Source organism: Terriglobales bacterium (assembly GCA_035543055.1).
Taxonomy (GTDB): domain Bacteria; phylum Acidobacteriota; class Terriglobia; order Terriglobales; family Acidobacteriaceae; genus JAIQFD01.
In genome coordinates this window covers 1-14,782 of sequence record DATKKJ010000124.1, presented here as the reverse complement: position 1 = coordinate 14,782, position 14,782 = coordinate 1, and the positions used below count along the sequence as shown (strand labels likewise).

Here is a 14,782-nt window from a genome sequence, read left to right as displayed (position 1 = left end):
TCGTGCAGCAGGACGATGTTCCCGCAAGGATGGGGGTCGCAGCGCTCGCGGGTGATCGGGTTCTGGTCGAGCTGGGTCAGGATGGACTGCACGATCTGCTCGGCGCTCGGCCGCGGGTTCTCTTTCCAGTCGTTGGGATCGATCTTGTCGCCGACCGTGATGTAGCCCAGCGACTGGGTGATCTCCAGCGGACGCACCTGGTCGGCGGTGTCGGGCTCCTGGTCGATGGAATAGGGCGGGCGGAAGTAGAGCGGGTGGGCGCCGATGTGGGCGGAGAACCAGCGCTCCCCCAGGTTCATCTCCACCGCCATGAAGCGGCGGGAGATGTTGCTGATGTCGGGGTGGGTCCAAGTGTGGTTGCCGAGTTCATGCCCCTCGTCGTACATGCGCCGGACCAGGCCAGGAAACTGCTCGGCCTCGACCCCGATGACAAAGAACGTGGCTTTCACGTTCTCGCGCTTGAGGGCGTCGAGGATGAGCGGCGTCCACTTGGGGTCGGGGCCGTCGTCGAAGGTGAGGGCCAGGTCCTTGGGATTGCCGCCATACTGCTCGACCTGGTAGGGCGTGGGCAGGTCGCTGAGTACTTCGTCGGTGATCAGGCCGGTCTGGGGATCCACCTTGACCTTGCGCTTGCCATGCGTAGGGGTAGCAGTGATGCGAAGGATCTCGCCGTGGCCCTCGTAGTCCACGTCCTGGCCGGGAGGGACGTCCTGCAGCTTGCCGGGCGCGAGGGGCTCGCCGGGGGCGTCCCAGATCGCCCACAGAGACCGGTCCTCAGAGCCCAACCGCCAGAGGGCGAAGGTGGTGACGCCGAGCTGCTGGGCGGCGCGCATCTGGTTGAGGGCGGTCACGGCGCTCAGATACCAGACGTCGTGGCGGCGGTTCTGCTCGTCCTCGTAGGCGTAGTGCGGGTTCAACGAATCGCCGTCGAATTCGATGTCCGCTTCCGACTCCTGGGCATGCAACCAGGCCGTCTGGATGGTGATGTCATCGACCGCGCCGGGCAAGCCGGGATGCTTGCGCCCGCGGGCGGGCACCGGCGCGGTCCAGTCGTAGCCATAGGCGCCGATGGCGACGATGAGCTTGTCGCGGGGCACCACCTTCAGCGCCTGCTGGAGGTTACGGGTGAAGAAGTCCTGGGAGGCGACAGGACCCGGGCCGCTGGTGGCGGAGTGCTCGTCGTAGTCCATCAGGATGATGCCGTCGCTGTGGCGGGCGATGTAGCCGTAGTCGTAATCGTCGTCGTCGGCAGGCAGGTTGACGTACAGCTTCATGCCGGCCGCGTGCAGATCGTTGTTCAGCTCGTTGATGAGGGCGCGGAAACCCGGCTGCGCCGCGAAGGGTACGTCCTCAAAATCCACGCACAGCCCGCGGTACCTGTCGGAGGAGAGGAAGAGCGCGACCTGCTGCCGGAAATTCCGGCGGGCCTCGGCGCTCGACAGCATCTGGCCGAGTTCCTTTCCCATCCAGCTCCGGGTCAGGGTGTTGAAGTTATTGACCAGGGGAAAGACCTCGGTCTCGGACTTTTCCTGATTGAGCAGGCGCATGACCTTGTCGTCCACCGGCCGGGCGGTGGAGCCGCTGACCACGTCAAAGAACTGATTGAGCGAGGTGACGCCCTGGAGCTTGCCGTCCGGGGTCAGCATGTGCAGCCATTCGGGAAACAGCAGGTCGATCTGGGGAAGATACTCCTTGAGTGACGCGTAACTGGCGGCGTCCCATTGCACGTAGTAAGCCGCGCGGATGCCCTCCACGCTGTTGAGTGGGATCTGCGACGGCTTCTTCGTGGTGCGGCGGCTCACGGGACGAGGCCGCGCCCGCCGGCGCTCCTTCTCCTTGAGCCCCTTATAGGGACGTGGAGGTTGCGTCAACAGCAGATTGGGCAGGTTCTCGCCGCGCAGGATGCTGACCACGAAGACGATGATGACCACCGTGATGGTGACGCCCAGGACGTCGAGGATGCGCCGCAACCAGCGCCAGCGCCGGCGCTTGGGGTCGTAGAAGACGGGAGTGGCCATGAAGGAGTGCTCTCTTTATCGTAAGGCGGCGAAGCCGGGTGGCGCAAACCGCCGCCCTCGGCTGCCGGCGTCTGTTATATTCCGCGCGTGCGCGCATGGCTGCGCCAACACGCCATTTTCTTGCTCGTCTTCACCCTGGCCGGGCTGGCCCTACGGCTGGTGTTCCTGTGGAAATTCCGCTTCCTCGCCGGGGACTCGTTCATTTACGGCGACCTCGCCAGGAACTGGATGCAGCACCACGCCTACGCCATGACCGAGGACGGCGCTCTGGCGCCCACCTTGATCCGCCTACCGGGATACCCGCTGTTCCTGGTGGCGATCTGGTCCATCTTCGGGATCGAGCACTACACCGCGGTGATGGTGGCGCAGATCCTGCTCGACCTGGGCACCTGTTTTGTGGTGGCGGAAGTGGCGCGGGAGACGGCGGGAGGGCGCGCGGCGCGTATCGCCTTCGCCCTCTGCGCCCTGTGCGTTTTCTTCGCCAATTACGATGCCACAGCTCTCACCGAACCGCTGGCGATCTTCTTCGCTGCATTGGCACTGCTGGGAGCGGTAAAGGGGTTGGATCGGCTGCGCGAGCAACGCTGGGTGACGTGGTGGACGGTGTGCGGGCTGGCGACCGGCGCCGGCGTCATCCTGCGGCCGGATGGCGGCATCCTGCTGGCGGCGATCGGCTTGTACCTCTTGCTGTGGACGATACGGCAGGGCGACGTCCGGCGGGTGGTGGCCGCGGGCCTTCTGGTGGCGGCGTTGGGGCTGGCGCCCCTGGTGCCCTGGACCATCCGCAATCACCGGGTCTTCGGCCAGTTCCAGCCCCTGGCGCCGCGCTACGCCAACAATCCCAACGAATACGCCCCGACCGGCTTCTACTCCTGGGTGCGCACCTGGATCGTGGACTACATCTCGGTCGAGGACATCTTCTGGCACGTGCCCGGCGAAGAATTGGACGCCAGCAAGCTGCCGGCGCGCGCCATCGATTCGGAGCCACAGCGGCTCCAAACCCTGAGGCTCTTCGAGACCTACAACCAGTCGCTGAAGATGCCACCGGAGCTGGACACGCAGTTCCGGGCGCTGGCTGAACAGCGCATCGCAGCAAACCGCTTGCGTTATTACCTCTGGCTCCCACTCCTGCGGGTGGCGGACATGTGGCTGCGGCCGCGCACGGAGGCCCTGCCGCTCAACAGCCGCTGGTGGGAGTTCCGTGACGATCCCAGGGGTTCCGCGATCGGCACGGCGCTGGGCGCAGCGAACCTGGCGCTGATCGTGCTGGCCATCGTGGGCGCAGTGCGGGGGCAGGTGCGCTTCGCCGGCATCATGCTGCTGTGGATCGTGCTCCGCTCGGCGTTCCTCTCCACCCTGGAGAATCCGGAGCCCAGGTATGTGCTGGAGTGCTATCCCGCGGTGCTGGTCTTCGCGGCGGCAGTGTTCCGCAGAAACAACCAGACGCCCTGACGGGCATCTTCAGGAACATTCCAGGGAAGTGGGCCGCCGGGTCATTGCTGGTGCTGCGGGCGGTCGCTCATGCGGAAATTATTGCGGAAGTGGTCGGAAAGCAAAGTGATGGCCGGGCGGTTCTTGCTGGGATCGGTCTGCGCCAGGTAGCGCATGGCCCCTACTAGCAGGCGCTGCCCTTCGACATACCGGGAGTCGCTCTTGCGGACGCGCTTCGCCCGCTGCGTATCGGGGGGCACCGGAATCGTAAAAACCTTGGCCATATCACACCTGGATGATTGGGTCTCGGTTTCGGTTTGCGCGCCCGGTCGAGATTCGGCCCGGAGGATTTCGCGAGTATAGCCCGGCATCTACTCTGCTACAACGATTTCCTTTGTGCAGTGACGTGTAGCCGCCCAGTTACCCCCGGGGGTTAACCACCTTGGTATGCCCCGTGGTCTTCAGTTGGAAGGCATCGTCGGGAATCTTCTCGTTCAGCTTGATATTGCTGTACTTAGCCAGGCGGAAGTTGCCGCTGGGCTCGAAGAACTGCTGCTGTACCGAGACCCCGCGGGCCGGGTCGATCCACAGCAGGATACGGTCGAAGACACCCCGGGCCTTCTCGGTCTTGGGGGTGAGCTGGAGCTTGGCGGCGTTCACCCCGCCGGCGGCTTCGTTGCCCAGCAGCTTGACGTCAAAGGATTTCAGCATGTCATGGCCCCGCCCGCCGAAGCCCAGCACCAGGAAGCTCTCGATAGCGCCCTTGTCCTTGCCGGCGGCGTACTCGGTCACCTGGTCGATGTTGGGCTGATAGAGCCGCATCCTGTCTCCCTGGTAAAGCACATACTTCTTGTCGCCCGGGGTGTCGCCATTGATGTCGGCGGCCATCTGGATGTCTTTGCCGCTGCGGCGGAAGAACATCTTGCCGGACTGCTTGGTGGTCTCGTTGACCACCTTTTCGTACTGGTCCCAGACGAAATCGGTCTCGGCGGACTTGAAGCCGGCGGCGGCCGAGTCCATGCGGTCCAGGACCGCTTCCAGGCCGGGTTGCTGGGCCGCGGACACCGTGGCCAGCAAGAGAACGAACAGGCTCGTGATCAGGGCTTTCATCATCTGGTTAGATGCTCCGGAGCGGCTGCGGGTCACGGCCGGGCGACATGGGCGCGGTAAGCCATGACATGATGGGAGCCGTCGCAGACTTCCTCATAATGCTCGATGCTGATTTCGCCGGAGATGGGCTCGATGATGCGAAGTAACTGCTTCTCGACGGCTGCGTCCTGGCCGGAGCCGCAGCGCGGCCTTGGCCCCGGTTTGACCGCCGTGGCATCCACCTGGTAGACCAGCCCGCCTTTGTCCGGATAAACGACTACTCCGGTTTGATGCGGGGTGCGCTCGGTCGGTTCGTCGTTGAAGTTCACAAAATAGGGCGAAACGAAGATGAAGAGCAGGATCAGGGTGACCATGACGTCGTAATGGAAACTGCCGCGCGGGTAGGTCCACCATATGTAGCCCTTGATCGTGCTCCAGACGCGGTTCATGGCCGCCTAAAGTCTAACAGTCGCTAGTCGTTGGTCGCCAGGTCCTAGAGCTTTCGAGGAACGATCCGGTCCGTTCCGAGATACGGCCGCAGGACTTCGGGTATCAGCACGCTGCCGTCTTTCTGCTGATAGTTCTCGACGATCGCCACCCAGGTGCGGCCGACCGCCAATCCGCTCCCGTTCAGGGTATGCACGAATTCCGTCTTTCCCTTCCCTTCCGGCTTGAAGCGGATATTGGCGCGCCGTGCCTGATAGGACTCGAAGTTGGAGCAGGAGGAGATCTCGCGGAAGAGCTGCTGGCCTGGCAGCCAGACTTCGAGGTCGTAGGTCTTGGCGCTGGCGGCGCCCATGTCGCCGGTGCAGAGCGTCACCACACGGTAGTGCAGCCCGAGGCGCTGCAGCACGGCCTCGGCGTCGCGGGTCAGCTTCTCGTGCTCGTCCCAGGACTGCTCCGGACGGGTGAACTTGACCAGTTCCACTTTCTGGAACTGGTGCTGGCGGATGATGCCGCGCACGTCCTTGCCGTAGGAGCCGGCCTCGCTGCGGAAGCAGGGGGTATAGGCGGTGAGCGAGATAGGCAGGCGAGCGGCCTCCAGCACCTCGTCGCGGTACAGGTTGGTGACCGGCACCTCGGCGGTGGGGACCAGGTACAGCGTCTTCTCCCCGTGCGGCACCTTGAACAGGTCGGCCTCGAACTTGGGCAGCTGTCCAGTCCCATACATCGAATCGGCGTTCACCATGTAGGGAGGCAGGACCTCGGTGTATCCGTTCTCACGGCTGTGGAGGTCGAGCATGAAGTTGGCCAGCGCGCGCTCCAGCTTGGCCCCCAGGTCCCAGTACACGGCGAAGCGGGCGCCGGTGATCTTGGCGGCGCGTTCCAGGTCGAGCACCCCAAGGCTCTCACCCAGCTCCCAATGAGGCTTGGGCGTGAAGTCGAATCGCGGCGGCGTGCCCCAGCGGCGGACCTCGACGTTTTCCTCCGGTGTCTTCCCCACCGGCACCGAGTCGTGCGGCAGGTTGGGGATGCCGGCCAGCAACTGCCGGAGCTGGCTGTCCTTTTCGTTAGCCTGGTCCTCCGCCGCCTTGATCCTCTCGCGGAAGCCTTTCATCGCCTCGATCTGGGCGGTGGCGTCCTGCTTCTGCTTCTTCAGGCGGGCGATCTCTTCCGAAGCCTTATTCTGCTGGGCTTTGAGCGATTCGGCTTCGGTGATCAGACGGCGGCGCTCGATATCGAGGGTACGGAAGTCGCCGAGCACGACATCGGGCGACATGCCGCGGTCGCGCAGCTTGCGTTCTACCAGGTCCAGATGCTCACGGACGAATGCCAGGTCGAGCATAAGAAACCAGTATCGTAGCAGTCGGCAGTCGTCAGTCGCCAGTCGTCAGCGCAAGACAAGGCCGGCGTCATCCTGAGGGCCTTCAGGCCCGAAGGATCTCGCGTGTGCTCAGGCCATGCCTCACTGCACGCGAGATCCTTCGCGGCTAAGAGCCGCTCAGGATGACGCCATGAGAGTGATTGCTGGTGACTGCCGACTGACGACCGGCGACTGGCTGGCGTAAACTAGCCGGAGATGCGAATTCCGCTCACGCGCACCTGTGCTGTCCTGGCACTGCTGCTGGTGCTGATCCCAAGCTGTTTTGCTTCCGCCTACGACGGGCGGCCGCGCCTGATCGTCATTCTGGTGGTGGACCAGCTCCGCGAAGACCTGCTGGAGCGCTTCCACGACAGATTCGGCCCCAATGGCTTCCGCCTGCTGACTGACCGCGGCGCCTACTTCCCGTCCTGCTACTACGATTACGCGGTCACCCGCACCGCTCCGGGACACGCCACTCTGCTGACCGGGGCCTATGCCGATGGCCACGGCATCATGTCGAACCGCTGGTGGGACCCGCAGTCGAACAAGATGATCTCTCCGGTCGAGGACCCCCGCGCGAAGCTGGTGGGACGCGAGGGTGGCGGGGCGTCGCCCAGGAACCTGCTGGGCTCGAGCCTGGGGGACGAGCTGAAGCTGGCCACCGGAGGCAAGGCGCGCGTCTTCGCCATCGCCCTCAAGGAATATGCGGCGGTGCTGAGTGGCGGGCACGCCGCCGATGCCGCCTACTGGACCACCGACGACGGGGTGTGGGTCACTTCGTCTTACTACCGCCCCGAGCTGCCGAAGTGGGTGGGCGACTTCAACGCCAGCGGCCGCTCCGACAAGTACTGGAACCAGGAGTGGAAAGACGCTTCCGGCAAGGTGCTTTGGCGGACCGACCGCAAAGCCGGCAGCTTCTTCGACGTCGTGGGACCGAGTCCTTACTCCGCCGACTATGAGCTGGAGTTCGGCCGCGAGCTGATCACCAACGAGAAGCTGGGCAGCGGCCCCGCCACCGACGTGCTGGTCATCGGTCTCTCGGGCTTCGATGAACAAGGCCACGCCACCGGTCCCGACTCGCCCCAGATCGCGGCTGCGACGCTGGCCCTCGACCGGCAATTAGGGGATTTCTTCGACTTCCTCGGGCAAAAGCTGGGGCTGGCGAATGTGTGGATCGCGCTCTCCGCCGACCACGGCGTGGCTCCCATGCCGGAACATGCCAAAGAGCTGCGCGTGGCCGAGAACGTCCGCTACGACCGCCGCAAGATGGTCGAAGAGATCAACCGCCAGCTCTCCGCCAGACTGACGCCCGGCAAGACGACGCCGTTCGTCGCCGGCTTCGATCCGCCCACGCTGTTCCTGAACCGCCAGGCGTTCCCCAACCAGATCGACGAACAGGCGGCCGAGGCGCTTGTGGGAGAAGCCGCGGAAAAGCAGGGCATGAGCGGCTACTTCACCCACGCGCAGCTGGCGCGCGGCGAGGTACCGGCAACCGAGATGGGCCGGCTCTATCTCCACAGCGCGGGACCACTGCAGGGCTGGTACGTGATGACCATTCCCCCACCATTCTCCGTGCCCAACACCGGACATTCCACCGATCACGGCACGCCCTATTCCTACGACCGCCACGTGCCCCTGGCGATGTTCGGGTTCCCCTTCAATCCCGGCATCTACCGCGCGCCTGCCGAGCCGGTGGACCTGGCGCCCACGCTGGCGGTTCTGCTGGGCATCAACAAGCCGTCCCATGCCGTGGGGCGTGTGCTGACGGAAGCGCTGCCCAAGGAGTCGTCGCGATGAGCACGCCCGCTCCGCTTCCCCCCAGCCTGCCGGACATGAGCGTGACCTTCTGCGGCATCCGCTTCAAGAACCCGGTGATCGCCGCCAGCGGGACCTTCGGATACGGGGTCGAGTTCGAGGACATCGTCAACCTCGACAAGCTGGGCGGCTTCGTGGTCAAAGGACTATCGAAGGAGCCCATGCCGGGCAATCCCCCGCCGCGCCTGTTCGAGACCGCCGCCGGCATGCTCAATTCCATCGGACTGCAGAACATGGGAGCGCGCGCCTTCGTCGAGGAGAAGCTGCCGCTGCTGCGCAAGATCAAGGGCACGGTGGTGATCGCCAACGTCTTCGGCTACACCCGCGAGGATTACGAGACCACCATCCGCATCCTCAACCAGGGCGAAGGCATCGCCGCCTACGAGCTGAACGTCTCCTGCCCCAACACCAAGCGCGGCGGCATCATGATCGGCAGCGATCCCGTGCTGCTGGAGGAGGTGGTGGCCTCGGCCAAGAACGCCGCCGAGCGGCCGCTGATCGTGAAGCTCTCCCCCAATGTGACCAGCATCCCGCAGATGGCGCGGGCAGCCGAGAACGCCGGCGCCGACGCCATCTCCCTGGTGAACACCTTCGTCGCCCTGGCCATCGACGCCGAGACCCGGAAGCCGCGCATCTCCAATGTCACCGCCGGGCTGAGCGGGCCGGCCATCAAGCCCATCGCGCTGCGCATGGTGTACGAGGCGGCGCACTCGGTCGACGTGCCCGTGATCGGCATCGGCGGCATCACCACCGCAGCGGACGTGGTGGAATTCCTGCTGGCGGGCGCGACCGCGGTCGAGGTCGGCACCGCCAACTACTTCGATCCCTGCGCCACTGAAAAAATCGTGGACGGCCTGCGCAACTGGTGCATCGAGCACCGGGTGGACAAGATCACCGACCTGATCGGCGGCCTGCAGACGTGATCCATAGATGGCGTCATGCTGAGCGTGCTTCAGCGCGCGAAGCATCTCGCGTGCAGCGACAGGGTCGTCAGGCACACGCGAGATCCTTCGGGACTAAAGCCCCTCAGGATGACGCCAATTGGCGACTACGAGATTCTCTGCTTGAGCTCTTCCGGGATGCGGTCGCGGACTTTTTCCGGCAGCCGGTCGTGCAGGGCGCGGGCCCCGGTCTTGGCGGCGTCCACCATCACCAGCGGCGCGGGCGTAGCGATGGCCACCACCACCCACATCAGGATGGAGAAGCCGAAGCCGCCCAGGGCGATGATCTCCAGGATCAGGGCGTGGCGGGGCGAGAAAGCGCGCACCGCGACGAAGGCCACCAGGAACAGCATCGCCGAGATGGTGGCGATGACGATCAGGGAGATGTCGATGGTGCGGTGCAGTCGCTGCCGGGAGCGGCAGCGGGCGCATTCGGCGAAGTGGGCTTCGTAGTCGCCGCGCATCTCCGGCGCCAGGCTGGAGATGTCGTACCGCCAGCCCGCCAGGATGCCCCCCACCACCTTGTCAGTGCATTGGTGACTCATCCGAATCAAAGCCGGATCGGGTCGAGCACGGCGTGTTGCGCCGCCAGCAGCAGCCGGTTGTGCAGCAGGTTCCGGCACGGCTGAAGCGCAGCCTCCGCCGTGCGGCGCGCGATCTCCGGGTGATTATTCTGCTCCGAAAGATGCGCCAGCACCACGAATGCGGCACTTCCATCATAGTCGTTGGCAAAAAAATCCGCGAGTGTGCCATTGGACAAATGTCCCACCCGCGACCCCACCCGCTGCTTCACCACCCACGGATACGGCCCGGTCCGCAGCATCTCCAGGTCGTGGTTGGATTCGATCACCAGCACATCGCACCCCCGGACATGCTCACTGACACTTCTTGGGATGTAACCGAGGTCGGTAACGATGCCTGCCTTCACCCCGTCACAGCGGAAGGTAAAGGCCACCGGATCGGCGGAATCGTGGGGCACGGTAAAGGGTGTCACTTCGATGTCCCCCACAGTGAAACGATGGCCGGCAGAAAAAAGTTCCAGGCGGGCGAGATCGGAATCGTCGCACGACCGGCCCCAGGCATCGTTGGCCGGGCCGGTCATGAACACCGTCGCCCGGGTCTTGCGCGCCATGACCGGGAGGCCGCTTACGTGGTCGGAGTGCTCGTGAGAGATCAGGATGGCGTCGAGGCGGTGCGCGTCTTCCCCGGCAGCGTGCAGGCGGCGGAAGAGCTCGCGGCAGGAGAGCCCGCAGTCCACCAGGATGCGCGTCTTCGCGCTGGCGATGAGAGTGCTGTTGCCCTTGCTCCCGCTGGCCAGCACGGCGACACGAAGACTCATTCCGGCAGCATAGCCGGATGCCGCACGCGGCGGGAGTAACGACTTAGTTAATATATGTGGAAGGAGCGGCCAGTGGGCAGTGGCCAGAGTTTGTTTGCTGACCACCGGCCACTGCCCACTGACCACTTATTCTTTCTCCTGCCAGAGGATCTCGACCGCCCGCCGGCAGAGTGCGCCCAAATAGCCTCCAATGACGGCGGGAAGGACTGCGGCGAAGGCATATCCGACACCCTCCCAATGCTGCAGGTGCTCGACTCGGACCAGCACCACCCGCCCGACGACCAAGGGCAGCGCACAAAGCAGTCCCCAGCGCCACGGTTGCTGGCGGCGCCAGATGCCCAGTCCCATGGGGAACATGGAAGCAAGCGCCAGGGTGACACCCTTGTCGTCCAGCTTCACATCGGCGAAGACGAGCAGAGCCGCCAAGGCAATGCCCACCAGCCACACCGGGATGTCGCGCCGCATCACTCAGTACTTGTAAAACCCGCGCCCGGACTTGCGTCCCAGCCAGCCGGCGTCCACGTACTTGATGAGCAGCGGACAGGGACGGTACTTGGGATCGCCCAAGCCCTCCTGCATCACCCGCATGATGTCGAGGCAGACGTCGAGGCCGATGAAATCAGCCAGGGTCAGCGGCCCCATGGGATGGGCCATGCCCAGTTTGAAGACTTCGTCCACCGCCTCGGGCGTGGCCACGCCTTCCATCACCGCATACATGGCCTCGTTGAGCAGCGGCATGAGCACCCGATTGGAGACGAACCCCGGAGCATCGTTGACCTCGACCGGCGTCTTGTCCAGTTTCTTTGCCAGCTCGAACACCGCGCTGAAGGTTTCGTTCGCCGTGGCCAGGCCACGGATGACCTCCACCAGCTTCATCATCGGCACCGGGTTGAAGAAGTGCATGCCGATGACCTTGTCGGCTCGCTTGGTGAGCGCCCCCAGCTTGGTGATGGAGATGGACGAGGTGTTGGAGGCCAGCAGGACCTCCGGCCGCAGGACGGAATCCAGTTCGCGGAAGAGCTGGGCCTTGATCTGGAATTGCTCGGTGGCGGCCTCGACCACGAAGTCGGAGGCGGCCAGCTCCTTGCGGTCGAGCACCGGGCGGATACGCTTGAGCGCCGCCGCCTTGTCCTCGGCTGTGAGCTTCTGCTTGGCGACCTCGCGTTCCATGTTCTTGTTGATGGTGTCGAGCGCGCGGTCGAGGAAGCGTTGCTCCACGTCGCACAGGATCACGTTGTGGCCGGACTTGGAGAATACGTGGGCGATGCCGTTGCCCATGGCGCCGGCGCCGACCACGCCGACGGTCTTGATGTCCATAAGTGCCTCCAAAGATATGAAGAGAAACGGATGAGTGTAGCAGAACCCAGTCGGCAGTCGTCGGTCGCCAGTCGCCGGCAAAGAAAAGAAGGCGGGCTGGTCGCCGCCTTCCCTGACTTCTGACTCCCGACTCCTGACTACTCAGTCGGCGTATCCGAACGTCATCTGCACGCCCGAGACCTCGACGATGTCGCCGTCGTTGAGCTGGTGCTGGCCGCTGATAGGCTGGCCGTTGACCTTGACCACGATCTTCCTCTCCGAGGCCGAGATCAGGTATTTGCCTTCGCTGCGGTTGATGGCCGCGGCCACCTGCGGCTTGAACCAGCCTCTCAGCTTGATGGACGCCATCTCCGACTTGCCGATCACCGTCATCTTGCCGGTCAGCGTGTAGTTCGGCTGGTCCGTCTTCCCGGAGATGACGCTCAGGGTGCCGACCCGCTCCTTCATCGGCGGTGGCGGTGGAGGCGGCGCCTGGTACGCCGATCCGCCCGCGCCCGCAGGTGGAGCAGCCGCGGCCGCGGCGCCCCCGGCTTTCATCTGGGCCATCATCTCCTTGGCCTTCTTGGTGTCGAGGACCATGGTGGCTTCCATCTTGGGCACCGGCTTGGTCGGCACCTCGGCCATGGTATGGCCGGTGGGCGCGTCCTCGTGCCACTCGTCCTTGAAGGCGAGGATGTGCTTGCCGATCAGCACCGAGTCGCCGTCCTGCAGCGCTTGCTTGGTGATGCGCCGGTTGTTGATGAAGGTCCCGTTCAGGCTGTTGTTGTCCTCGACCACGTAATGATCGGTTTCCCAATAGATCTTGGCGTGGTGCCCGGAGACCGCAAGGTTATCGATCTGGACCGTGTTATCGGGGAGGCGTCCGATGGTGACCAGGCTTTGCCCGAGCGTGATCTCCTTCAGGACCTTGTCTTCGAACTTCAGAGCGAGTTTTGCCATTTGTGGACTCCTCCGGGAAAGATGCTCCGCCACCAGGATTGCTTCACCAGGCGTACCAGGACGCAGGTGATGTTGTCGTCGCCGCCATCGTCCCGGGCGGCCTGGATGAGGTCATCGACAGCTCTTTCCAGAGTGGGTGCGCTCTGGATCAGCTGCAGGATCTTGGGATCCTTGACGTGCTTGGTCAGGCCGTCGCTGGCCAGCATGAGGACGTCGCCGGGCATGGCCATCATGTCGTCCACGTCAGGCTCGACCGTCTCTTCGGACCCGAGGGCGCGGATGATGATGTTCTGGATGGTCGAGGTCTCGGCCTCCTCCAGGGTGATCAGGCCGCGGCGCACCTGCTCCATGACCAGCGAGTGGTCGTTGGTGAGTTGGCGGATCTCGCCGTTGCGGACCAGGTAGATGCGGCTGTCGCCGACGTTCACGATAGAGAAAAAGTTCCCCTTCAGCGCCACCCCTACCACGGTGGAGCCCATGCCCGCGTGCTCCTTTTGCTTGCCCGCGGTCTCGAAGATCTCGGCATTGGCCAGTTGCACGGCGCTGGCCAGCGCATTGGCGCGCTGCGACACTCCTTCGAACTGCTTGCCGAAAGGCGGGAAGGTACCGTTCTGGGCATGTTGCCGGAAGTACTGCAGCACGGTGTCCACCCCAAGCTTGCTGGCGACCTCGCCCGAGGCCGCTCCGCCCATCCCGTCGCATACCACGAAGATGCCGAAGCGGGTATCGTAGCCGAAGTTATCTTCGTTGTTGGTGCGGATGCACCCCAAATCGCTTTTTCCGGCTACTTGGACGGCTAGGTTCATGCGGAGGTTCCTGGGTTGACTGCGCAATCGTACCGCAACTCGATTACCTTCGTGCGGCTTTCACACACCAGCGCCGCAAGCCATGCGGCTGCGCGGGTCTCGGGGAGTTGGCGGATTGTACTCAGGCAAGTTACGGATTGGCAAGGGCCTTCCCGAACTCGACACCTCCGGGGTAACCCGTTCATGTCAATCCGTGGCCTTCCCTCAGGAGTGCTTCTTGGCGGCGACAGCCAGGCGGGTCTCGGCCCGTGCCAGCGCGTTGAGCGCGCGCTCGTAATCGATGTTGGGATCGCCGGACTTGAGGTGCTGTTCGGCCCGCTGGCGCTGCTCCTCGGCGCGCTTGACGTCGATCTCTTCGGCGCGCTCAGCGGTCTCCGCCAGGATGGTCACCTTGTGGGGCAGCACCTCGGCAAAACCCCATGCGACCGAGAGGCTCACCGTCGTCCCATCCCGACGATAGCTGATCTCGCCCACCGCCAGTTCGGTGATCAGCGGCGCGTGTCCCGGTAGGACGCCCAGGTAGCCCTTCTTGCCGGGGATCTGGACCTCTTCTGCCTGGTCGCTGACCACCTTCTTGTCGGGCGTGACGATTTCGAGTTCGAGAGTCTCTGCCATCTTCTTTGTCGTCGGTCCTCGGTCATCGGCCGCAGGCCATCCCAATCTTGCTGACGACCGGCGATTGCTTATGCTGCCGCCGCACTCTTCTTCATCTGCTCGGCGGCTTCCTGCACTTCCTCGATGCCGCCCTTCATGTAGAACGCCTGCTCCGGCACGTCGTCGAGCTTGCCCTCCAGGATCATGCGGAAGCCCTTCACCGTGTCGCCGATCTTCACGTACTTGCCCTTGTGCCCGGTGAACTGCTCGGCCACGTGGAAGGGCTGGGAGAGGAAGCGCTGCATCTTGCGGGCCCGCGCCACCGTCTGCTTGTCGTCTTCGCTCAACTCATCGATCCCCAGGATGGCGATGATGTCCTGCAAGTCCTTATAGCGCTGCAAGGTGCGCTTCACGCCCTGGGCGACCTCGTAGTGGTCGTCGCCCACGATGCGCGGGTCGAGGATGCGCGAGGTCGAGGCCAGCGGATCGACCGCCGGGTAAATGCCGATCTCGGTCAGGGCGCGGCTCAGTACCGTGGTGGCGTCCAGGTGGGCGAAGGTGGTCGCCGGTGCGGGGTCGGTGAGGTCGTCGGCGGGCACGTAGATGGCCTGCACCGAGGTGACCGACCCTTTCTTGGTCGAAGTGATGCGCTCCTGCAACTCGCCCATCTCGGTCGCCAGGTTGGGCTG

At 64.3% G+C, this 14,782-nt stretch carries 16 protein-coding genes; 3 read left to right on the top strand and 13 right to left on the bottom strand.

From position 1 onward, the window contains the following. Nucleotides 1-2,018, bottom strand: a 2,018-nt coding sequence (locus VMS96_08825; GenBank protein ID HVP43525.1) for a polysaccharide deacetylase family protein, incomplete at its 3' end; no start/stop codon positions are given. 87 nt (nucleotides 2,019-2,105) lie between these two features. Between VMS96_08825 and VMS96_08820 the strand changes: the two genes are divergently transcribed. After that, a complete protein-coding gene (locus VMS96_08820) occupies nucleotides 2,106-3,470 on the top strand; it encodes a glycosyltransferase family 39 protein (GenBank protein ID HVP43524.1) in 1,365 nt (454 codons plus the stop codon). Between the two features lie 41 nt (nucleotides 3,471-3,511). Here the strand turns inward: VMS96_08820 and VMS96_08815 are convergent, their stop codons facing one another. The 4 genes from VMS96_08815 to serS form a co-directional block, all read right to left on the bottom strand. Further along, nucleotides 3,512-3,733: a hypothetical protein gene (locus VMS96_08815; GenBank protein ID HVP43523.1), complete on the bottom strand. Its 222-nt coding sequence runs from the start codon at nucleotides 3,731-3,733 to the stop codon at nucleotides 3,512-3,514. A 136-nt stretch (nucleotides 3,734-3,869) separates the two neighbouring features. Continuing rightward, nucleotides 3,870-4,562, bottom strand: a complete 693-nt coding sequence (locus tag VMS96_08810) for an outer membrane lipoprotein-sorting protein (protein ID HVP43522.1) — start codon at nucleotides 4,560-4,562, stop codon at nucleotides 3,870-3,872. A gap of 29 nt (nucleotides 4,563-4,591) precedes the next feature. Beyond that, a complete protein-coding gene (locus tag VMS96_08805; protein ID HVP43521.1) occupies nucleotides 4,592-4,987 on the bottom strand; it encodes a hypothetical protein in 396 nt (131 codons plus the stop codon). Nucleotides 4,988-5,031: 44 nt separating this feature from the next. Continuing rightward, nucleotides 5,032-6,324, bottom strand: coding sequence for a serine--tRNA ligase (serS, locus tag VMS96_08800; protein ID HVP43520.1), 1,293 nt, complete (start codon nucleotides 6,322-6,324; stop codon nucleotides 5,032-5,034). A 234-nt stretch (nucleotides 6,325-6,558) separates the two neighbouring features. On the opposite strand from serS, the gene VMS96_08795 reads away from it, so the two are divergent. Together VMS96_08795 and VMS96_08790 are read left to right on the top strand one after the other, a co-directional pair. Next, on the top strand, nucleotides 6,559-8,139 hold the full coding sequence (locus VMS96_08795; protein ID HVP43519.1) for an alkaline phosphatase family protein: 1,581 nt from the start codon (nucleotides 6,559-6,561) through the stop codon (nucleotides 8,137-8,139). Then, nucleotides 8,136-9,080 carry a dihydroorotate dehydrogenase gene (locus VMS96_08790; protein ID HVP43518.1) on the top strand — a complete coding sequence of 315 codons (945 nt, stop codon included), beginning with the start codon at nucleotides 8,136-8,138 and terminating at the stop codon, nucleotides 9,078-9,080. The genes VMS96_08795 and VMS96_08790 overlap by 4 nt, the downstream gene beginning before the upstream one ends. A gap of 125 nt (nucleotides 9,081-9,205) precedes the next feature. Here VMS96_08790 and VMS96_08785 read toward each other — a convergent pair whose 3' ends face one another. The 8 genes from VMS96_08785 to VMS96_08750 all read right to left on the bottom strand — a co-directional run. After that, nucleotides 9,206-9,643 carry a hypothetical protein gene (locus VMS96_08785; protein ID HVP43517.1) on the bottom strand — a complete coding sequence of 146 codons (438 nt, stop codon included), beginning with the start codon at nucleotides 9,641-9,643 and terminating at the stop codon, nucleotides 9,206-9,208. Nucleotides 9,644-9,648: 5 nt separating this feature from the next. Continuing rightward, the gene (locus VMS96_08780; protein HVP43516.1) at nucleotides 9,649-10,437 is read right to left on the bottom strand and encodes an MBL fold metallo-hydrolase; all 789 of its coding nucleotides are present in this window, start codon (nucleotides 10,435-10,437) and stop codon (nucleotides 9,649-9,651) included. A gap of 126 nt (nucleotides 10,438-10,563) precedes the next feature. After that, nucleotides 10,564-10,902 (bottom strand): hypothetical protein, encoded by a 339-nt coding sequence (locus VMS96_08775; protein HVP43515.1) that lies wholly within the window; start codon nucleotides 10,900-10,902, stop codon nucleotides 10,564-10,566. 3 nt (nucleotides 10,903-10,905) lie between these two features. Beyond that, a complete protein-coding gene (locus VMS96_08770) occupies nucleotides 10,906-11,754 on the bottom strand; it encodes a 3-hydroxybutyryl-CoA dehydrogenase (protein ID HVP43514.1) in 849 nt (282 codons plus the stop codon). A 141-nt stretch (nucleotides 11,755-11,895) separates the two neighbouring features. Then, complete coding sequence (locus VMS96_08765; protein HVP43513.1) at nucleotides 11,896-12,693, bottom strand: FHA domain-containing protein; 798 nt, start codon at nucleotides 12,691-12,693, stop codon at nucleotides 11,896-11,898. Beyond that, entirely contained in the window at nucleotides 12,675-13,499 is an 825-nt protein-coding gene (locus VMS96_08760; GenBank protein HVP43512.1) for a Stp1/IreP family PP2C-type Ser/Thr phosphatase, read from the bottom strand. The genes VMS96_08765 and VMS96_08760 overlap by 19 nt, the downstream gene beginning before the upstream one ends. A 204-nt stretch (nucleotides 13,500-13,703) precedes the next feature. Further along, nucleotides 13,704-14,114, bottom strand: coding sequence for a F0F1 ATP synthase subunit epsilon (locus VMS96_08755; protein ID HVP43511.1), 411 nt, complete (start codon nucleotides 14,112-14,114; stop codon nucleotides 13,704-13,706). 68 nt (nucleotides 14,115-14,182) lie between these two features. Further along, nucleotides 14,183-14,782, bottom strand: a 600-nt coding sequence (locus VMS96_08750; GenBank protein HVP43510.1) for a F0F1 ATP synthase subunit beta, incomplete at its 5' end; no start/stop codon positions are given.